We start from the raw sequence: 19,733 nt of genomic DNA, 5'->3' as shown, positions 1-19,733 counted from the left end.
GGCGAGGTCCTATCGTGAGGGCGTGCCACGTTCGCCGCTCGCCCTCGCCGCTCTCGCGTCTGTCGCCGTCCCTGGACTCGATGTGTACGACGTGCTGCGGAGCCCCCACACCGATGCAGACTTCGATGTGGTGGTCGTGAAGGACGCGACCGGCACGCGATGGATCGTCCGGGCACCCAAACGCCCTGCTGCCGGTGCGGCTCTCGAGGCGGAACGAGGCCTCCTCGACGCTCTGGCGCGCGCCCATGACACAGGACTGCTCTCGTTCGACGTGCCGCGGCCGCGCGGCACCGCGTCCCTACCGGAGGCGGAGGGCGGGCGTGCCGTCGTCTACTCGGAGGTCAGCGGCAGCGCGCTCGTGCTGTCGCGGCTCGAGCCCGGGCCAGGCCTCTCGGCCGCGGTGGGACGCGCTCTTGCGCAGGTCCACGAGCTGTCGCCGTCGCTGGTCGAGGACGCCGGCCTGCCCGCCTACTCCGCCGAGGAGTATCGCGCGCGGCGCATGGCGGAGCTCGACGCCGGCATTCAGACGGGTCAGGTTCCTCCTCGGCTGGCAGATCGGTGGGAGCACCAGCTCGAGAACGTGGCGTGGTGGCGATTCGAACCCACCGTGGTGCATGGCGACCTCGGCGAGCACCAGATCATGGTGACCGGCGACCGCGTCTCCGGAATCGTCGACTGGATGGACGCCCGGGTGGCGGATCCGGCCGACGACCTCGCATGGCTGGTCGCCGCCGCCCCGGAGGACTCGCTCGAGTCCGTGGTCGAGGCCTATCGCATGGCTCGGCGCGAGACCCGTGACCCGCACCTGCTCGACCGCGCCCGACTGTCGTCGGAGCTCGCGCTCCTGCAGTGGATGATGTACGGCGTGCGGACCGAGAACGACGACGTCATCTCGGACGGCGCCGGCATGCTCGCCGACCTCGAGGCCCTGCTGTTCGACGACGAGGGCTGATCACTCGTCGCCGGAGATGAGCGCGATGATCTCTTCGCGCGACAGGAGTGCGCGAGGCTTCACCGTGACGTCGTCGGCCACGTAGTAGAACGCCGCATCCACCTCGTCGAGCGCGATGCCCTTCCACTCCGACCACGCCAGCCGGTACACCGCCAGCTGCACCTCGCGGGCGGCACGCTCGTCCGGATCGCGCGGCGGACGGCCGGACTTCCAGTCGACCACGGTCACGCGGTCCAGTCCCCCGCCGGCCGGGAACACTGCGTCGATGCGCGAGCGTATCGTCACCCCGGCGAGCGGAACCTCGACGTCCACCTCGACATCACTCGGCTGCCTGCTCGCCCACTCCGAGGCCGCGAAGGTCGCCCTGAGCCCTGCGACGTCCGCCGACACGTCGCCGTCCGGGTCCAGGTCCTCGGGCGCGAGAAGGGGCACATGGCCGTACTGAGTCTCGATCCACGCGTGGAGGGCGGAGCCGCGCTGGGCGGCCAGCGACGGCTCCTGCGGCACCGGCCTGCGCAGCTGGATCGCGAAGGCGTCCCGGTCGCGACGCATCGCGACGAGCGCCGATGCCGACAGGTGCGCAGGCAGCGGAACCTCGGGCGGTCCGCTCATCCGGCGCTCGCGCTCGTCCAGCATGGCCGCGATCTCGGCCGCCAGCGGCAGGTGCGCGGGCTCCACCCCGTCGGGTGCGCCGCGGCGCACGGCAGCGGCCAGCGAGCGTCGACGCGCACGCGCAGGTGAATCGGGCCGCGGCCAGGCGCCCACGTGCAGCGGTGGCTCCGGCGGCTCGGCGTCGTCCTCGGGCTCCGGCGCCCAGTCAGCGTCGCTGAGGAGCCCTGCGTCAACGAGCTCCGTCACGAATGGTGACGGCCTTCGCACCGTCCGACCGCCCGCATACCAGGAGCCGGACACCAGCACGTGGCTTCGCGCGCGGGTGAGAGCGACGTAGAACAGACGTCGTTCCTCATCGAGCCGGTGCAGGCCAGCCGCCGTACGGAAATTGGTGATGGTGTCGCCCAGGCTCGCGTGGTCGACCGCGCGGTGCACATGCCAGTCCGGGAGGCTGCGGGCGTCCATGCGGAGGGCCCACGGCACTTCAGGGTCCCCGCTCAGCCACGCGCCGTCCTCGTGCTTGCCATGGAAGTGCATGAACATCGGGAAGCGGCCATCGGTGGCTCCGGGCACGGCCACCACGTCCCACTCGAGCCCCTTGGCGGAGTGGACGGTGAGCACTTGCACCGCCCCCGGCTCGGGATCCTTGACGGGGGCGTCGAGTCCGCGCTCCTCGCTGCGCGCGGCGTCCAGCCAGTGCAGGAAGGAGCCGAGCGTCGCGTGCTCGGCGCCCTGCGCGAAGGTGCGGGCCGCGTCCAGGAACGCGTCCACGTTGCGGCGCACGCGCCCGTCGGGCCGCGCGACCTCAGCCTCGATGTCCAGACACCACACCCGCTCGGCGAACGCGATGAGCTCGGTCAGCGGCAGGTACGTGTGCTCGCGCAGCTGCCTGATCGCCCGCCGCAGGCGCTCGAGGCGGGATCGTGCCTCGCTGGTCAGGGCCCGGTCCTCGTACGAGACCCATCCGACGGGCGGGAGGTCTTCGAGCGCATCGACGATGCTGGGCGCGCCCTCGCGCTCCGCCCGGCCACCCGCGATCACCTCGGCACGGTCGCGCAACGCCATCAGGTCACGCGGGCCCAAGTTGACGCGCTCGGACGTGAGCAGCCGCATCAGCGCGTCACCGCGGGACGGATCGTGCGCCACCTCGAGCAGCGCCACGAGGTCGGCCACGTCGGGCGTGTCGAGCAGCCCGCCCAGTCCCACGACCTCGTAGTCGACGCCCCGGCGCTCGAGCTCGTCGACCACGAGAGGGATGGTCGCGCGACGGCGGCAGAGCACCGCTGCCTCGACGATGCGGGGCGTGGCTCGACCGGCACCGTCCGTGACGAATGCGCCGTCGGAGCCGCGCCACGGCCGCCCATGACCCAGCGCCTCTCGGCGTGCGAGCAGGTAGTCGACGACGACGGTGGCCTCGTCCTCCTCGGTGGCCGCCATGTGGGCCTCGACCCCAGGGGCGTCCCGCGTCGGCTCTGGCCTTCCTTGGAGCGCCGCTCGTGACACGAGCCGCTCGACGGGAACGCTGGTGGCCTCGCGCAGCGGCTCAGCGGACGCATTGGCCACGTCCAGGATCGCGCCCTCGTTGCGCCACGAGACGGACAGGCTCGCCTGTCGGACGCACTCAGGACCCCCGAACAGCGTCACGAAGTCCTCCAGCGCGGCCGCGGACGCCCCTCGGAATCCGTAGATGGCCTGGTTGGGGTCCCCGACCGCCATCACCGGGTGCTCCGCGCCGAACATCTCTCCGAACAGCCGCAGCTGGGCAGGGGACGTGTCCTGGAACTCGTCGAGCAGCACCGCCCGGTACCGCGACCGCTCGATCTGCTGGACGGCCGGCAGGCCAGCCAGGTCGACGGCGACGGCCACCTGGTCGGAGAAGTCGAGCAGCGCGCCCTCGTGCTTGCGCCTCTGGAAGTCCTCGACGAGATCGGTCATCCCGAGCAGGGTGCGCAGCTTGCCGATTCGGCCCGCAAGCGTCGCGGTCATGGTTCCGGGGATGCCGTCGCCGACCTTCTTGGGGAGGCCCTCGACGAACGACAGCGTGTCCGCCAGCCACTCCCGCATCGCTGCGGGACTGACCCCGTGCTCGCGCATCTGCGCCGCGAGCCGCGGCAGCGACCCGCGCACCGTGCCGGGAGCCGCGTCCGTCTCGAGCGCCGCAGTCCACTCCTCCAGAGCACGTGCCGCGAGCTGCCACAGGGCGGCGTCCGTCACGACGGTCGAGTCTGGGTCCACGCCGACCCGCAGGCCATGCTCGGAGGCCAGCGCCGCGGCATAGGCGTTGTAGGTGGCGACCGTCGGCGCGGGCCGCTCGGGATCGCGGCGCCGACGCTCGCGACCGTCCGGGCCGGTCTCGACCGCGTCCCACACGCGGGAGATGCGCTCGTCGGCGCGTTCGGCGATCTCGGCGGCCGCCTTCCTGGTGAAGGTCAGGCACAGGATCTCGTCGGGAGCGATGTCGGTGCCGAACAGCTCTTGGGCATGGTCCAGCAGGTAGACGATGCGCATCGACAGCGTCTCCGTCTTGCCGGAGCCCGCTCCGGCCACGACGAGCATCGGCTCCGTGCCGGCACCGATGATGGCGGCCTGCTCCGCGGTGGGTGGCCGGCCGGGGGCGATCAGCTCCGCGAGCGCCTCGACGCGCCGTCCCTGGCCCTTGACGATGCCGTCGTCGGTCACGAGTCACTCACCTGACCCCCGACGGCGTGCGCCGGGCATGATCGCCGGATGGGGCAGTGCGCGCACATGGGGTTGGGCGTGGCGAGGAACGTCTGGGCGCGCATGGCGCCCACCGCGGAGTCGAGCTCAGCGCGGGCCTCGGTCTCATCGATCGCGGCCTGCGGAACGACCGAGCCCTTGCGCGCCGCACCGTCGCCGACGAACACCAGCGCAGCATCGGTCGCGCGGGAGACGCCCTCGAACGCGCCGTGGTTCGCCACGAGCTGGTAGAGCATCAACTGACCATGGTCAGCCGCCTCCGCCGCGGTGATCTTGCGACCGGTCTTGAGGTCCACGACGCGTGCCACGTCGCCCACGATCTCCACCCGATCGGCGATGCCGGACACCCGGGCCTTGCCGAACACCACTCCGAAGCCCTGCTCGACCATCACGCGATCCGCGGTCACCCCCTCGAGATAGCGCGCAAGCCGGCGCACCATGTCCCGTGCGCTGTCCAGCTGGAGCCGCTCGAGCCAGGTGTCCGTGCCGCCGATCTCCTTCCAGCGACGCTCGAGCTCCGCGAGCATCGTGTCCTCGCCACCGTCGGGGAACTCTGCGGCGATCTCGTGGACGAGCAGGCCCACGTGCTGCGCATCGCTGCTCTCGATCGTCCCGCCGGCAGTCTCGAGAGCCCACTTCAGGGCGCACGCGCGCACGGCGTCGAGGCGCGAGGGGGAGACTCGCACTTCCGCGTCCTCATCCCAGAAGCCCTCGGTCGTCGTGATCTCCGCGACCCCGTGCCACTCGGCCGGGTCTGCTCCCGGCACTCCGGCGTCGATCAGTCGGGCCAACTGAGCCGACGCACCCTCGAGCGTGGCGGCCGCCCCGCCGTCCGCGGGGTCGTCGTCGAGCCGCCGTGTGGCCTCGAGTCCGTCGATGCGGAGCCTGGCGACCGCGCCACGCAGGTCGGCGACGCCCCGGGCGGCAGAGGCGTCCGACCTCGCCACTCCCGCGGCGTCCTCGATCAGCGGCAGGTAGCGAGACGGCCGGGCTTCGCCGTCGTCGACCGCGGTGACGATCAGCCGGTGGCGCGCCCGGGAGACGGCCACGAGCAGCGCCCGAGTCTCGTCGTCGAGCACTGCGCGGCGCGCGCCGTGGAGGTCCCGCGGGCCGCGAGCGCTTGCGACCTGGTCGTTCGTGACCGGCCCGTCCGCGACGAGCTCCGCGAAGGCCTGCGCACCCAGCACCGAGTCACGTAGACGGAGGTCCGGCCATGCCCCCTCCTCGACCCCCGCCACGGCCACGACGTCCCACTCCCGCCCGGCCGCGGAGGCGGGGGTGCAGAACGACACCACATCGGTCGATTGGCCCCGGGCTCCCAGCGAATCGGCAGCGAAGTCCTGGCCCTCGAGATGAGCGAGAAAGGCCGTGGCGTCGGCCTGCGGCAACCGTTCCGAGTAGGTCTGGGCCGCGCGCATGAGCGCGATCACGGCATCGAGGTCCGCGTCGTCTCTCGCGGATCCCGCAATCGCCGACTCTCGCCACGAGTCGGCGACGCCCACCGCGTCCCACGCCGCCCACAGGACCGCGCCGGGAGTCGCGCCCGGCTCACGCGACCGCGCCTGCACGGCGGCCACCGCCCGCGATGCGCGCGCGGCGTGCCGGGCCTCGGGCACGTCCAGCGACGCCCACCGGGCGGGGTCGGCCATGGCCTCGACGAGCAGCTCTGCGCTGGACCGACCGCCACCGCCGGACCGCTCCTCCCGTACCAGGGCACGCCGCAGTCGACGCAGCGCGACGGCATCGAGGCCGATGAGCCTGGAGCCGAGCACGTCGAGGGCGCGGTCCTCGTCCCATTCGTCCCCCAGGCCGATGCGCACGATGTCGAGGAGAGGCGCCACGGATGGCTCGCGGTGGAGCGCCGTGCCGTCGCCGAGCGCCTCGCAGGGGATGTCGGCGCCGAGCAGGTCCGACCGCAACGCGCGCAGCTGCGCGCTCGACCGCGCGATGACCGCCATGCGTCCCCATGGGGTGGACGGCCCGTCAAGGCCGTGGCGAGCCCGCCGGAGCGCCGCGGCGATGGCGCGCGACTGGCCGAACGCGTGGGCGGCAGTGAGCACCGTCACCGCCGGTTCCGCGGGGGGCACCAGGCGGTGAGCGGCGCGGGCCGACCCCACCCCCTTCACGCCGATGCGCTCGGCGACGGCGGCGGCGACCCTGGTCAGTGCGGGCGCCTGACGGTGGGCCTCGGTGAGCTCGACATGCCGCGCGGGACCCAGCGCACCACCCACCGCCTCGGCGAGGCCGTGCGGCCGAGCGCCACGATAGCCCTGCACCGCCTCATCCGCGTTCCCGAGCAGCATCAGACGGGCGCCCCGCATCGCCATCGCGTGCAGCAGCGCCGTGGTGGCGGCGGTCGAGTCCTGGTGATCGTCGACGATCACGACGTCCCAGGTGGGAACGGGACCATCGGCGACGTCATGCCAATGCTCCAGCACCCACGCCGCCTGAGCGGCCACGGTCGCGGGGTCGTGCCGCTCGCCCTGGTCCGCCGGCATGGTGCGGAGCGCAGTGACGAGCTCGTACTCGTCCATGACTGCGGCGGCAGCGACCCATTCCGGGCGCTCGGCTCGCTCGCCGAGCTCGCGCAGCTCGCCTGCGGTGCGGCCCGACTCGGCGGCGCGCATCAGCAGGTCGCGCAGCTCGCCACGGAAGCCTGGCAGCGCGGTGGACTCGGGAGGCACCACTCCCGTCCAGTCGACGCGCGCGCCCTCGCCGCGAGCATGGCCCGCGAGCAGCTCGCGCAGGATCGAATCCTGTTCCGCCCCCGTGATGAGCGCCGGAGGAGGACGATCCAGGGAATGCGCCTGTGCCGTGAGCACCATGTGCGCCGCTGAGGCCGACGTGCGCACCATCGGGACTCCGGTGGGCCGGCCCATCGCGACGCTCACACGGTCCCGGAGGTCCGCCGCGGCCCTCCGTGTCGGGGCGATCGCCAGCACGCGCTCGGGCCGCATCCCAGCGTCGACCGCGGACACGGTCGCCGCGAGCGCGGCGGTGGTCTTTCCGGTGCCGGGTGCGCCGGTGACCACCACGTGCTCCGGGCCGGCGACGACGGCGCTCACTGCCGACCGTTGTCCCTCATCCAGGGGAGGGCCGATGGGCGAGGGTCCGGGGGCGACGAGTCGGATCCGGGTCATGGCATCACCTCACCACACGGTTCCGACATGCCGGCACGGGGGCACGGGGGCACGGGGTCAGCGGTCCGCGGTGGCACCGGTGGTCGGCACGGCTGCATCGGTGCGGCGGGACGCGACATGCTCGAGCACGAGCAGCGCGCCCACGGCCGCGATCCCCACCACGAACAGGGCGATGACGGGCCCGAGGTCACCCGACGGCGCCTGCAGTGACGCGTCGTCGCCCTGCCACGGCCACAGCGCCCGGAGCGATCCCAGCATCAGGCCGGTCATGGTGGCGAGCGTCAGCGCATGGTGGTGCGCGAGCATCCACTGCAGCCCGGTGACGAACACCGCGAGGCCCATGACGGCGCCCGCGGCGAAGACTCCGAGATAGGCCAGGTTGCGGTCGTTGACGGCCGCCAGCGTCGACGCGTACATCCCGAGCACCAGCAGCAGGAAGGACCCGGACACGCCCGGCAGCACGAGCGCACAGACCGCGAGTGACGCCGCCCCCATGACGAGCCACAACGACGGATCCGCGCGCTCGACGCCCGTCAGTCCGGTCAGCAGGAACGCGGCCACGGCACCCGCGACGGCGACGGCGACCTCGCGCGCTCCCCACCGGCCCACCATGCGCGTGGGAACGATGAGCGACGCAACGATGAGACCCGCGAAGAGCGCCCGCGTCTGCACCGGGTGATCCTCGATGAGCGGCGCCAGCGTCGCGGACACGAGCACGATCGCCGTGAGCATGCCCACGCCCACCGGGAGGATCACGCCCCAGCGGACGCGAGCGAAGTGTGCACGCGACCGCTCCAGGCCGGTGCGGCGCAGCAGTCCCGTGGCCCCAGTGACGACCCCTCGCACGAGCTCGCCTGCGGACGTGATGAGGGTCTCATAGACGCCCACGACGAGCGCCAAGGTCCCGCCCGAGACCCCGGGGACGACCTCGACGGCTCCGATCACACCACCGCGCAGCACGTTGAGCCCGGCGGTGCCGAGGCGTCGCCGTCGGCTGGGCGCGGCGTGGTCGGCGGGAGCGAGGTCGGGCATGCCGGGGAGTCTACCGACGCCGCGCGCCGTGCCACCCCTGGCGGTGCGCCCTACCCCTCGTCGTCGCGCGTGGCGGCCGTGGCATCGGCCGACGGGCTCGGCTCTGGCACGGGCTCGTCGGGCCACGGCCAGGGGTTCGGATCACAGTCCCCGGCGAGGTCGCTCTGATCGGCCATGACCAGCGCTCGACCGGACGTGCACTCGACGTCCTCATCGCCCAGGGCGTGGCCCACGAAATGGTTGATCAGGTAGGCCCGAGCGCCCGACCGGTCGTCTCCGTAGGCGTCGAGTCCCCGGAGCCAGTCGTAGTGGTTGAGCATCACGAGCCCCTGGTCCGCACAGCTGGTCGCCTCGGCCGAGGCATCGGGATCGGCCGATGCGGCGGTGGAGGGGTCCACCGCCGGCTCGGGCGTCGCCGACGGGTCGACGAGCGCTCCCGCCGGCGCGGTCGCATGAGGATCGGGGCAGGTCGCGGCGGCCGTGTACGGACTCGCAAGCACGATGCGGAGGTCGGGGGCCCCACCGGTGGGCACGAACTCGAAGCGTCCCCTGGCTCCCCAGCCACGCGGATCATTGAGGGTGTCGAGCACGAACTGCCCGAGGGCGCTGCCGTTCATGTTCAGCCCCTCCTCGTACTCGACGCGGACCCACCGCACCGACGCGCCGCCCCCGGAGGGCTCGCCGTCGGTGGTGACCGTGGCGAAGCTGCCATCGCCCTCGCGCACGACGTCGAGCAAGGCGATTCCCGCGAGCGCGTCCGCCTCGTCGACGTCGCGGTCGATCGGATCGAGTGGCGGGATGCTCACCGCCACGGTGGGGGTGGCCGAGGCGCTCGGCGTCGCGGAGACGCTGGGCTCCGGGGCGGCGAGACGGTCGGCGACGAGACCCGTACCCCAGCCCACGCCGATGCCCGCCGCGAAGGCGACGACCACGACGAGGGCGATCGATCCCAGGGTGGGCAGGGAGATTCCCCTGCCCGCGAACACGCGTCTGCCACCATCACTCACCCCCCTACGATAATCAGTAGCCAGCAGTGAACAGACCCCAGGAGGTCAGCGTGGAAGTCAGGATCGGCGTTCAGAACGTCTCCCGTGAGATCGTGATCGAGTCCGACATGACGGCCGATGCGGTGGCCGAGGCGGTGTCCGCAGCGGTGGCGGGAGCCACTCTCGACCTCACCGACGACAAGGGTCGCCGGGTCGTCGTCCCGTCCGGTTCCTTGGGCTATGTGGAGATCGGCGAGGAGACCAAGCGGCGCGTGGGCTTCAACGCCTGAGGCGCCACGGCCAGCGCGCTACCGGCGCGCAGATTCGACGATCGCGCGTGCGACGAGCGTCGCTCCTTCGGGAGAGTGCCGATGCACCGGCACCTTGCCGCCCAGCTCATCGGCCTCGAGGGGCTCGAGCACGGCGTACTGAGAGTCCAGCAGCCCGGCGGGCGCGAAGTGTCCGTCGTGCTCGGCACGCCTGCGGACCCGAGGCTCGAGCACGCTCTGCGGAGCGGCGAGGTGGACGAAGACCACTGAGTCGCCCGCGACGTCGCGGATGCAGTCGCGGTAGACGCGCTTGAGCGCCGAGCACGCGACGATGCCGCGGTCCTGCCCCTCCAGCCAGGTGGCCACGGCGTCGAGCCACGGCCACCGGTCCTCGTCCGTCAGCGCGATGCCCGCGGCCATCTTCGCGATGGCCGTCGCCGAATGCAGGTCGTCACCATCGCAGAACTGAGCCTTGAGCTCGTGCGCGAGTCGCATCCCTACGGTCGACTTTCCGCACCCTGTCACACCCATCACCACCACGCGCATGTGCGACAGCGTAGACGGGGTTCCTGGCCGCGAGTCGCCGCGGGGGCTAGAATGAACGCGACCCGGGGCTGACCGGTCGTCATGGAAGCGCGGCGCCGCTGGAGATAGCGAAGGCCGCAAGGACAATGATTCGCGATCGGCTGCCCGCCGACAGGACGCGACACCTCGCGCCCGCGAATCACCCCAAGGATCTTCACCACCATGACTGAGACCACTCAGACGCACGCCAGTGTGCATACCGCGGACCAGAGCTTCGCGGACTTCAAGATCAACCCACTGATCGCCGAGGCCCTCGCCGAGGGCGGCATCGTGAACCCGTTCCCGATCCAGGCGATGACCCTCCCGGTCGCGCTCGGCGGCCACGACATCATCGGCCAGGCCAAGACCGGAACGGGCAAGACGCTCGGCTTCGGCGTGCCGCTCCTGCACCGCACCGTCTCCCCCGGCGAGCCCGGGTATGACGAGCTCGATGCACCCGGAAAGCCGCAGGCACTGGTCGTCGCCCCTACCCGCGAGCTCGCGGTGCAGGTGGCAGGCGACCTCCAGACGGCGTCCAAGAAGCGCTCCACCCGGATCGCCCAGATCTACGGCGGCCGTGCCTACGAGCCCCAGATCGACATGCTCAACAAGGGCGTCGAGGTCGTGGTCGGCACCCCCGGCCGCATGATCGACCTGCTCAACCAGGGACACCTGGACCTGCGCTACGTCCGCACGGTGGTGCTCGACGAGGCCGACGAGATGCTCGACCTCGGGTTCCTGCCCGACGTGGAGCGCCTGCTCGCCGCGACGCCCGCCTCGCGCCACACGATGCTCTTCTCCGCGACCATGCCCGGTCCCGTGGTGCAGCTGGCCCGCCGCTACATGCTCCAGCCCACGCACATCCGCGCCGCCGACCCGGATGACGACGGCGCCACCGTCAAGGCCACCACGCAGTTCCTCTACCGGGCCCACGCCATGGACAAGGTCGAGGTGCTCGCGCGGATCCTGCAGGCCGAGGGCCGTGGCCGGACCATCGTGTTCGCGCGCACCAAGCGCACCGCGGCCAAGGTGTCCGACGAGCTGCGCGACCGCGGATTCGCCGCCGGCGCGCTGCACGGCGACCTGGGGCAGGGCGCCCGTGAACAGGCGCTCCGCGCCTTCCGCCACACCAAGATCGATGTGCTCGTGGCGACGGACGTGGCCGCACGCGGCATCGACGTCGACGACGTCACGCACGTCGTGAACTACCAGTGCCCCGAGGACGAGAAGACGTACCTGCACCGCATCGGCCGTACGGGCCGTGCCGGCAAGACGGGTGTCGCCGTGACGTTCGTGGACTGGGATGACCTTCCCCGCTGGTCCATGATCGACAAGTCGCTCGACCTCGGCTACCCGGACCCCGAGGAGACGTACTCGAACTCCCCGCACCTGTACGAGCAGCTGAACATCCCCGTGGGAACCAAGGGCCGCCTGCCCCGCAGCGAGCGCAAGCTCGAAGGCCTCGAGGGCGAGACGCTCGAGGACCTCGGCGAGACCGGCAAGAAGCCCGGCGGCGACCGCGGTGGACGTGACGGCGGGCGTGGACGCGGCGGCCCCGGTGGCGGACGCGGCGAAGGCCGTGGCCGCGACGGTGGCAGCCGCGACGGTGGCAGCCGCGACGGTGGCAGCCGCGATGGCGGCGGACGCGGCGAGGGCCGTGGACGTGGTCGTGACGGCGGGAGCCGCGACAGTGGCGGACGCGGTGAGGGCGGTCGACGCCAGGAGCGCTCGGGCGCCGAAGGCGGCGGCTCGGACCGCCCCCAGTCCGGCGCGGACCACTCGTCAGCTCAGCCCAGCCGTGACGGTGAAGGCGGTCAGCCGCGCAAGCGCAACCGCCGCCGTCGCCGCAGCGGCGGCCAGGGCGGACAGCCGTCGCAGTCGCAGGACTGACGTGACAGGGCTGGGCCGTCATGGCCCAGCCCTCCGTCCCGGCGGCGAGCTCGCCGCGAGACCGCTCAGCGGTCCCGGCTCACCCGTGCCCTCTCGAGTGCGAGGAACGACCTCGGGTCCGTGAGGTTCTCCCCCAGCGCGTTGCGCTTGCCCGTGCCGTGATAATCGCTCGCACCGGTGCGCACCAGGCCCAGGCGTGACGCGATGCGCGCCAAGCGCTCCCGCTGACGCTCGTCGTGGTCGCGGTGATCGATCTCGAGTCCCACCAGCCCGGCCTTCGCCATCGACTCGATGACGGACGTGGTGACGATCCGGCCGCGCGCATCGGCCCCCGGGTGTGCGAACACCGTGACCCCGCCGGCGGCGCGCATCGTCCGCACCGCGTCGGTCACCTCGGGCGCGTAGTGCGGCACGTAGTAGCGGGAGTTGCCGGCCAGAATGTGCTCGAAGGCCTCGTCCCGGGTGGGCACGACACCCTGCGCGACGAGCGCATCGGCGATGTGGGGCCGGCCGACCGTGGCCGCGTCCCCCGCCAGCTCCGCCACCGCTTCCCACGTGACGGGATAGTCGACGCCCACCTTCTCGACGATCTCTCGGGCACGATGCACGCGCGCGTCCCTCGTGCGGGCGAGCATCGCGATCGCATCGGCGTCATCGGCGCGGTGCCAGTAGCTGAGCAGATGGATCGAAATGCCGTGGTGCCGGCACGAGACCTCGATGCCGGGCACGAAGCCGAGCCCCGCATCGGCCGCCGTGGCCGCGGCCTCCTCCCAGCCGTCGATGGCGTCGTGGTCCGTGAGCGCCACGATGTGGAGCCCTGCCTCCGCCGCCTCCCGCATCACCTGCGAGGGCGCACCCGTGCCGTCGGAGACAGTCGAGTGGGTGTGGAGGTCGATCCGCATGCCGCCAGCGTACGCGGCACGAGCGCGCGCCCGCGTGAGCGGTACGCTGGCGCACTATGCACGATTCTGACCCCGCGCCGCGTCTCGACGACGCGGCGGCTGTGGTGGTCGCGATCGGACACAACCTCCGCAGGGAGCGCAAGCGGCTCCACCTGAGCCTGCAAGCACTCAGCACGCGTGCGGGCGTGAGCTTCGGATCCATCAGCGAGCTCGAGCGCGGCCTGGGGAACCCCTCGGTGAACTCGCTCACGCGCCTCGCCGCGGCACTCGAGGTGCCCATCTCCAGGCTGCTCGACGCCCCTGATGGCGACTCGATGGTGGTGAGGGCGGATGCGCGCCACCTGCTCCCGGTATACGGCGGGTCGGACCTCGCACGTCAGGTGAGGCGGGAGCTGCTCACCCCCCGCAGCCGCTCGAACCTGCAGCTGATCCGGTCCACGCTGCCCATCGGATTCTCCAACGAAGCCTCGCCCTTCCGGCACGCGGGCACCGAGGCGGTGGTGGTGGAGCAGGGGCTGCTGGTGGTGCAGCACGGCGAGCGGCGCATGGAGCTCGCCCCAGGCGACACGGTGTCGTACCGCTGCTCGACGTCGCACTGGTGGGCCAACGGTGCGGACGAGCCCACGATCGTGCTCGGGGCCGTCAGCCCCTTCGAGGACTGAACCCTTCGAGGACTGACGGCTCAGTCCGCCGCGCGGGTCCCGAGGCGGTGGTCGAGCAGCGCCGCCAACGCGTAGGGACCGCGGTCATCGTCATCGACTCTGAGGTCGATGTCGGTCGCTGGCGGCCACTGCACGCGTTCTCCGCGTGACGACACGATCAGCGATGCGCTCTGCCTTCCTCGAGCGTCGCCACCCGCGTCCTCCGCAGCGAGGAGTGCGGCGACGAGCCGCTTCGCGAGCGCCACTGACGCCTGCGGAACGGCGCGCTGGGCGCGGCGACCTGCCGTGTCGACGACCTCGTCCGGTGGGACATCAGCATGAAGATCGGGGGTCGCGCCCCAGGCGTCGGCCGCGGCGTCGAGCACATGCGAGCCAGCCAGATAGTTGCCGGCGATGACCATCCCGTCGACCGCACGGTGACCCGCCCACGGAGTGCAGCTCTCGCCGGTGTGGACCTCCCACGCGCCGTCGAGTCCCATCACCGCGAGCTGCCGGTAGGCCGCTCCGCCATCCGTGCGGAGGGCCGATGCGAGGGCGGAGGCGGGCTGCGCTCCGTCCCTCAGCGCTTCGAGGGCGAGGTGGCGGAGGTCGCGGTTGGGCCAGGCCTGGCTCGCCACCGCGCCCGCGGCGGGGTCGATGGCCGGCACCGAATTGCCGACCGCCAGGGAGAACGTCGCGGTCGCGATCCCGATCGCACGGTGCGCGCGATCGACCGCGAGAATGCTGTAGGTCATGCCCCTCCAGTGCGAAACGCTTCGGTGCCGTGCGCTCCCGGGTGAGCGAGGGAGGGAGCGCATGTCCGGCGACCACGTGGGATTGTAAATTTGTTGTTTCGTGACCTTCCCCGCCTTGTGATGAGCACTATGGTGCCACATACTGATTCAAATATCAGCAAAGTGATGGTGAGGAGAAGACCGTGAGAACTACACGTACAGCTATAGCGGCCATGGCCGCAGGAGTGCTCGCCCTGTCTGCGTGCTCCGGCGGCGGCGACGCTGTCGATCTGGACGGCGACGGGTCGACCGCCGACGGACAGGTCGAGCCGAGCTCCGACGCGCTGGTCGCCGCGATCGCCGGTGAGCCAGACCAGCTCGACCCGCATGTGACGTCCGCGTACTTCTCGTTCCAGGTGCTCGAGAACGTGTTCGACACCCTCGTCGAGCCCGACGACAGCCTCGAGATGCAGCCGGCGCTCGCAGAATCGTGGGAGATCAGCGACGACCAGCTCACCTGGACCTTCGACCTGCGCGACGACGTGACGTTCCACGACGGCTCCGCGTTCACCGCCGACGACGTGGTCTACTCGTACACGCGCATCATCGATGAGGAGCTCACACCCTCGTGGCGGTTCGCCGCGATCGAGTCGGTGACCGCGCCTGACGACTCCACCGTGGAGATCACGGTGGCACAGCCGACGCCCAACCTTCTCGCCCTCATCGGCGGCTACAAGGGCATGGCGATCGTCAGCGAGGACAACGTGACCTCCGGCGACATCGTCAGCGCCCCGGTCGGGACCGGCCCGTTCTCGTTCGCCGACTACGTCAGTGGCGACCACATCACCCTCACCGCGAACCCCGACTACTGGGGCGATGCACCGAGCGTGCCTGGGGTCGAGTTCCGCTTCATCTCCGAGGGCTCAACCGCCATCACCGCACTGGAGAACGGCGAGATCGATTGGACCGACTCCGTGCCGGTGCAGCAGGTCGAGGCCCTCTCCGGCGGCGACAGCGAGCTCGCCATCGAGCCCAGCACCGACTACTGGTACCTGGCGCTGAACCAGAACAACGCGCCGTGGGACGACGTGCGCGCGCGCCAGGCGGTCGCGTACGCGATCGACCGCGAGGCGATCCTGCAGGCCACGACGTACGGCACCGGCGTGCTCAACCAGCTCGCCATCCCCGAGCAGTCGGCGTGGTTCACCGAGTACGACGAGTACTCGTACGACCCGGAGCGCGCTCAGGAGCTGTTCGACGAAGCGGGCTTCACCGGAGGAACCATCGACTTCCTGGCGACGAGCGAGTACTCGGAGACCGAGCTCACGGCGCAGATCCTGGCCGACAACCTCGAGCCGTACGGCATCGACGTCGAGATCCGCACGGTCGACTTCGCGACGTGGCTCGCCGAGCAGGGTGAGGGCAACTTCGACATGTTCATGCTGTCGTGGCTCGGCAACCTCGATCCCGACGACTTCTACTACGCGCAGCACCACTCCGAGGGCGGCTTCAACTTCCAGGGCTACTCGAACCCGGACGTGGACGCTCTACTCGAGGCGGGACGCACCGAGACCGACGCCGACGCGCGCCGTGATCTCTACGCTGAGGCGGCGACCATGATCGCCGACGACGCGTCGTACATCTACCTCTACAACCCCGCCGTCATCCAGGCCTGGTCGCCGGAGCTGTCCGGCTACACGGTCCGGTCCGACGGAGCCATCCGGTTCCGCTCGGTGGAACTGACGGGTTAGGACGGTGGGGGCGGTCCTCACGAGCCCGACGCTGCGATTCCTGCTGCGACGGCTGGCACAGTCCGCAGTCGTGCTGTTCGGCGTCATGGTTGTGGTGTTCTCGTTGGTGCAGCTGGTGCCGGGCGACCCTGTGCGCATCGCGCTCGGCACCCGCTACACGCCCGAGGCCTACGCCGTGCTGCGCGAGGCCTCCGGACTGGACCGTCCCCTGCTCCTGCAGTTCGTCAACTACCTCGGCAGTGCCGTCACCGGCGACCTGGGCGTGAGCTTCCGCTCGGGCCAGCCGGTGACGGCGCTGCTGACCGACCGACTGCCCGCCACGTTCTCGCTCGCGTTCACCGGAATCCTCATCGGGTTGGTGATCGCCGTCGTCGCCGGTACGTGGGCGGCCCTGCACGAGGGCCGCGTGTCGGACATGATCGTGCGGGTCGGCAGCCAGTTCGGCGTCTCGATTCCCGACTTCTGGATGGGGCTGCTCCTCATCATGATCTTCTCGGCGACGTTCGGCCTGCTTCCGAGCTCCGGCTATGTGCCGCTGTCCCAGGGCCTGGGACCGTGGCTGTCGCACGTGATCCTGCCGGCCACCGCCGTCGGCCTCGTGGCCGGAGCCATCATGACGCGGTACATCCGGGCCGCTGTTCTCGAGGTAGCGTCCATGCCCTACGTGCGCACCGCGAAGTCCAAGGGCATCGCGCCGCGCGTGGTCATCGCACGCCACATCGGCCGCAACGCCCTGATCCCGGTGCTGACGATCGCAGGAATCCAGTTCGCCACCATCCTGGGAGGAGTCATCGTGGTCGAGGTCGTCTTCGCGTGGCCGGGGCTCGGGAGCCTCGTCTACAACGCCGTGGGCGTGCGCGACTACCCGGTGATCCAAGGCGCGGTGCTGCTCATCGCCGTGATCTTCCTCGCCGTCAACCTGCTCGTCGACCTGCTCTACGCGGTCGTCGACCCACGGATCCGGCTGTCATGACCGCCATCCCCGAACCCTCGTCCGCGCCGACCGCCGAGACCGGTGCGCGCCTCGCGTCGTGGCGCCTGCTGCTGCGCAATCCGGTCACGGTCGCGTCCTCGATCGTCCTCATCCTCGTCGTGCTGATCGCCGCGTTCGCGCCGCTGATCGCTCCCCACGGCGTGAACGTCATCAATGTCCCCGGCGCCCTGCAGGCGCCGTCCGCCGAGCACTGGTTCGGCACCGACGATCTGGGCAGAGACGTGTTCTCGCGCGTCCTCATGGCGACGCGAGTGTCACTCATCGTCGCGCTGGCATCGGTCGCCTTCGCCTTCGTGCTCGGCGTCACCCTGGGCATCGTGTCGGGCTTCATCGGCGGAAAGCTCGACGCGGTGCTGATGCGCGGCGTCGACGTCATGTTCGCGTTCCCGGTCATCCTGCTCGCCCTCGCGATCATCGCCGTGCTCGGTCCCGGGATGGCCACGACGATGCTCGCGATCGGCATCGTCTACACCCCCATCTTCGCGCGCGTGGCGAGGGCATCGGCGCTCTCCGTGAGCGTGCAGCCGTTCGTCCAGGTGTCTCACACCATGGGCACCGGCCGCGGTTACATCCTGTCTCGCCACGTGCTCCCGAACATCACCGGGCCGATCATCGTGCAGACGTCGCTGTCGCTCGCGTTCGCGATCCTGTCCGAGGCCTCGCTGTCGTTCCTCGGCCTGGGGGTGCAGCCGCCCGCCCCGTCGTGGGGAGGCATGCTGTCCGACGCGCGGCCGTTCCTGGAGAGCGCATGGTGGCTCGGGGTGTTCCCGGGTCTCGCGATCCTCGTCACGGTCCTCGCCTTCAACCTGGTGGGCGACGGGCTGCGGGACGTCCTGGACCCGCGCCAGCGCACGATCATGGAAGCGAGGGCCCGCCGATGACCACCTCTCGGAGCAGAGCCACGCGCACGGATCCCGTCCTCACCGTCTCGGATCTTGCGGTGGACATCGGCCGTCGTTCGATCGTGCGGGACATCAGCTTCCAGGTGGAGCCAGGCGGCACTCTGGGCATCGTCGGCGAATCAGGCTCGGGGAAGTCGATGACGGTGCTCGCGGCGACGGGTCTGCTCGACGCCCCGGCCTCCCGAGTGCGGGGCACGAGCCGACTGGGCGATCTCGACATGGTGTCCGCCTCGGCACGCACCCTGCGCTCCGTGCACGGCAGCAAGGTCGGCTTCGTGTTCCAGGACCCGTCCACGTCCCTCAACCCCCTGCTCACGCTGGAACGCCAGATCACCGAACCGCTCCAGGCGCATCGGCGGATGACGCGCAGACAGGCAGCGACTAGGGCCGCCGAGCTGCTCGAGGCCGTGGGCATCCCGGACCCCCAGAACCGGCTGCGCTCCTACCCCCACCAGCTGTCCGGCGGGCAGCGTCAGCGCGTGATGATCGCCGTGGCGCTCGCGTGCGATCCCGAGCTGCTGGTGGCCGACGAGCCCACCACCGCGCTGGACGTCACGACCGAGGCGCAGATCATCGACCTCGTCCGCGACCTGCAGCATGAGCGTGGCACCGCCGTGGTGTGGATCAGCCACGACCTCGGCGTCATCGGCCAGGTGGCGGATGACGTCGCCGTACTGAGCGCAGGCGACATGATCGAGCACCGTCCCGTCGTCGACGTGTTCGATGACCCGCGCCACGACTACACCCAGAGGCTCCTCGCGGCACGTCCACTGCTGTCACGGTCCGTTCCCCTCGCCCCGGAGGCCGACTCGCCCGTCGTCCTGGACGTCCGGAACCTCGACGTCTCCTATCCCGTGACCACGCCCACCGGACGCTCGCACGTGCACGCGGTCAAGGACGTCAGCTTCCAGGTGCGGCGCGGCCAGACGCTCGGCATCGTGGGCGAGTCGGGCTCAGGCAAGTCCACGATCGCGGGCGCCCTGACCGGGCTGGTGGAGGCGCAGGCCGGGACGGCGATGCTGCACTCTCCCGGCCGGGCCGAGGACGATCCCATCGATCTGCTCTCGGTGCACGGTCGCGGCAGTGGCGCGACCCGTCGGCGGGTGGCGATGGTCTTCCAGGACCCGTTCTCGTCGCTCAATGCGCGCCGGCGGGTGTCCGATGCGATCGACGAGCCGCTGTCGGTGCACCGCCTCACCCCACCGGGAGAGCCACGGCGAGCGCGCATCGTCGAGCTGTTGGATCAGGTGGGCCTCCCGGAGGAGTTCGCCTCGCGCTACCCGCATGAGCTCTCGGGCGGCCAGCGTCAGCGGGTGTCCATCGCACGGGCGCTGTCTCTCGAGCCCGACGTCATCATCCTCGACGAGGCGACGGCGTCGCTGGATGTCTCGATCCAGGCGACGGTGCTGCAACTGCTGCGCCGGCTCCAGGATGAGCTGGGGCTCACGTTCGTGTTCATCGCCCACGACCTCGCGATCGTGCACGAGATGAGCCACGACGTCCTCGTGCTGCGCCATGGCGAAGCCGTGGAGTACCGTCCCACGCCCGAGCTCTTCGCCGGCCCCCAGGCCGAGTACACCCGCGACCTGCTGGCAGCCGTCCCGCCCGAGCGCCCCCGTGCTGCTACCTAGAGCGGCGCTGCCACC

General features: G+C 71.2%; 15 protein-coding genes. 8 read left to right on the top strand and 7 right to left on the bottom strand.

Features of this window, described 5'->3' with window-relative positions:
* Positions 1–22: 22 nt before the first annotated feature.
* A complete protein-coding gene (locus tag QQX02_RS08620; RefSeq protein WP_301142469.1) occupies positions 23–952 on the top strand; it encodes a macrolide 2'-phosphotransferase in 930 nt (309 codons plus the stop codon).
* Here the strand turns inward: QQX02_RS08620 and QQX02_RS08615 are convergent, their stop codons facing one another.
* From QQX02_RS08615 to QQX02_RS08600, 4 genes are read right to left on the bottom strand one after another with little or no spacing between them, the layout of a single operon-like run.
* Positions 953–4,243 carry an ATP-dependent helicase gene (locus tag QQX02_RS08615; protein ID WP_301142468.1) on the bottom strand — a complete coding sequence of 1,097 codons (3,291 nt, stop codon included), beginning with the start codon at positions 4,241–4,243 and terminating at the stop codon, positions 953–955.
* Positions 4,240–7,422 carry an ATP-dependent DNA helicase gene (locus QQX02_RS08610; RefSeq protein ID WP_301142467.1) on the bottom strand — a complete coding sequence of 1,061 codons (3,183 nt, stop codon included), beginning with the start codon at positions 7,420–7,422 and terminating at the stop codon, positions 4,240–4,242. The genes QQX02_RS08615 and QQX02_RS08610 overlap by 4 nt, the downstream gene beginning before the upstream one ends.
* A 57-nt stretch (positions 7,423–7,479) precedes the next feature.
* A complete protein-coding gene (locus QQX02_RS08605; protein WP_301142465.1) occupies positions 7,480–8,454 on the bottom strand; it encodes a DUF368 domain-containing protein in 975 nt (324 codons plus the stop codon).
* Between the two features lie 50 nt (positions 8,455–8,504).
* Positions 8,505–9,461: a DUF3152 domain-containing protein gene (locus QQX02_RS08600; protein ID WP_301142464.1), complete on the bottom strand. Its 957-nt coding sequence runs from the start codon at positions 9,459–9,461 to the stop codon at positions 8,505–8,507.
* A 50-nt stretch (positions 9,462–9,511) separates the two neighbouring features.
* Here QQX02_RS08600 and QQX02_RS08595 point away from each other — a divergent pair, with 50 nt between their 5' ends.
* Positions 9,512–9,730 carry a DUF3107 domain-containing protein gene (locus tag QQX02_RS08595; protein WP_062131881.1) on the top strand — a complete coding sequence of 73 codons (219 nt, stop codon included), beginning with the start codon at positions 9,512–9,514 and terminating at the stop codon, positions 9,728–9,730.
* A gap of 18 nt (positions 9,731–9,748) precedes the next feature.
* Here the strand turns inward: QQX02_RS08595 and QQX02_RS08590 are convergent, their stop codons facing one another.
* Positions 9,749–10,255 (bottom strand): gluconokinase, encoded by a 507-nt coding sequence (locus QQX02_RS08590; RefSeq protein WP_301142461.1) that lies wholly within the window; start codon positions 10,253–10,255, stop codon positions 9,749–9,751.
* Positions 10,256–10,456: 201 nt separating this feature from the next.
* On the opposite strand from QQX02_RS08590, the gene QQX02_RS08585 reads away from it, so the two are divergent.
* Positions 10,457–12,163 carry a DEAD/DEAH box helicase gene (locus tag QQX02_RS08585; RefSeq protein ID WP_301142460.1) on the top strand — a complete coding sequence of 569 codons (1,707 nt, stop codon included), beginning with the start codon at positions 10,457–10,459 and terminating at the stop codon, positions 12,161–12,163.
* Positions 12,164–12,228: 65 nt separating this feature from the next.
* Here the strand turns inward: QQX02_RS08585 and QQX02_RS08580 are convergent, their stop codons facing one another.
* Complete coding sequence (locus tag QQX02_RS08580; protein WP_301142459.1) at positions 12,229–13,065, bottom strand: PHP domain-containing protein; 837 nt, start codon at positions 13,063–13,065, stop codon at positions 12,229–12,231.
* 56 nt (positions 13,066–13,121) lie between these two features.
* Here QQX02_RS08580 and QQX02_RS08575 point away from each other — a divergent pair, with 56 nt between their 5' ends.
* Positions 13,122–13,727, top strand: coding sequence for a helix-turn-helix domain-containing protein (locus QQX02_RS08575; protein ID WP_301142458.1), 606 nt, complete (start codon positions 13,122–13,124; stop codon positions 13,725–13,727).
* A 20-nt stretch (positions 13,728–13,747) separates the two neighbouring features.
* On the opposite strand, the gene QQX02_RS08570 is transcribed toward QQX02_RS08575, so the two are convergent.
* A complete protein-coding gene (locus QQX02_RS08570) occupies positions 13,748–14,461 on the bottom strand; it encodes a DUF1028 domain-containing protein (protein ID WP_301142456.1) in 714 nt (237 codons plus the stop codon).
* Positions 14,462–14,643: 182 nt separating this feature from the next.
* Here QQX02_RS08570 and QQX02_RS08565 point away from each other — a divergent pair, with 182 nt between their 5' ends.
* Genes QQX02_RS08565 through QQX02_RS08550 form a run of 4 tightly spaced genes read left to right on the top strand, consistent with a single transcriptional unit; the run spans position 14,644 to position 19,718 of the window.
* Positions 14,644–16,191 carry an ABC transporter substrate-binding protein gene (locus QQX02_RS08565; RefSeq protein WP_301142453.1) on the top strand — a complete coding sequence of 516 codons (1,548 nt, stop codon included), beginning with the start codon at positions 14,644–14,646 and terminating at the stop codon, positions 16,189–16,191.
* 4 nt (positions 16,192–16,195) lie between these two features.
* The gene (locus QQX02_RS08560; protein ID WP_301142452.1) at positions 16,196–17,164 is read left to right on the top strand and encodes an ABC transporter permease; all 969 of its coding nucleotides are present in this window, start codon (positions 16,196–16,198) and stop codon (positions 17,162–17,164) included.
* Entirely contained in the window at positions 17,161–18,066 is a 906-nt protein-coding gene (locus QQX02_RS08555) for an ABC transporter permease (RefSeq protein ID WP_301142451.1), read from the top strand. The genes QQX02_RS08560 and QQX02_RS08555 overlap by 4 nt, the downstream gene beginning before the upstream one ends.
* The gene (locus tag QQX02_RS08550) at positions 18,063–19,718 is read left to right on the top strand and encodes a dipeptide ABC transporter ATP-binding protein (RefSeq protein ID WP_301142448.1); all 1,656 of its coding nucleotides are present in this window, start codon (positions 18,063–18,065) and stop codon (positions 19,716–19,718) included. Before QQX02_RS08555 ends, QQX02_RS08550 begins: the two co-directional genes overlap by 4 nt.
* The last annotated feature ends 15 nt before the right edge of the window (positions 19,719–19,733 follow it).

Origin of the sequence: Demequina muriae, assembly GCF_030418295.1 — a bacterium.
GTDB lineage: Bacteria > Actinomycetota > Actinomycetes > Actinomycetales > Demequinaceae > Demequina > Demequina muriae.
This window is presented reverse-complemented; position numbering and strand designations above follow the sequence as displayed.

What these genes read in the sequence shown, in the direction of transcription:
- QQX02_RS08610 (WP_301142467.1), bottom strand. Translation starts at nt 7,422, where the DNA reads ATGACCCGGATCCGACTCGTCGCCCCCGGACCCTCGCCCATCGGCCCT.
- QQX02_RS08605 (WP_301142465.1), bottom strand. Translation starts at nt 8,454, where the DNA reads ATGCCCGACCTCGCTCCCGCCGACCACGCCGCGCCCAGCCGACGGCGA.
- QQX02_RS08590 (WP_301142461.1), bottom strand. Translation starts at nt 10,255, where the DNA reads ATGCGCGTGGTGGTGATGGGTGTGACAGGGTGCGGAAAGTCGACCGTA.
- QQX02_RS08585 (WP_301142460.1), top strand. Translation starts at nt 10,457, where the DNA reads ATGACTGAGACCACTCAGACGCACGCCAGTGTGCATACCGCGGACCAG.
- QQX02_RS08580 (WP_301142459.1), bottom strand. Translation starts at nt 13,065, where the DNA reads ATGCGGATCGACCTCCACACCCACTCGACTGTCTCCGACGGCACGGGT.
- QQX02_RS08575 (WP_301142458.1), top strand. Translation starts at nt 13,122, where the DNA reads ATGCACGATTCTGACCCCGCGCCGCGTCTCGACGACGCGGCGGCTGTG.
- QQX02_RS08570 (WP_301142456.1), bottom strand. Translation starts at nt 14,461, where the DNA reads ATGACCTACAGCATTCTCGCGGTCGATCGCGCGCACCGTGCGATCGGG.
- QQX02_RS08555 (WP_301142451.1), top strand. Translation starts at nt 17,161, where the DNA reads ATGACCGCCATCCCCGAACCCTCGTCCGCGCCGACCGCCGAGACCGGT.
- QQX02_RS08550 (WP_301142448.1), top strand. Translation starts at nt 18,063, where the DNA reads ATGACCACCTCTCGGAGCAGAGCCACGCGCACGGATCCCGTCCTCACC.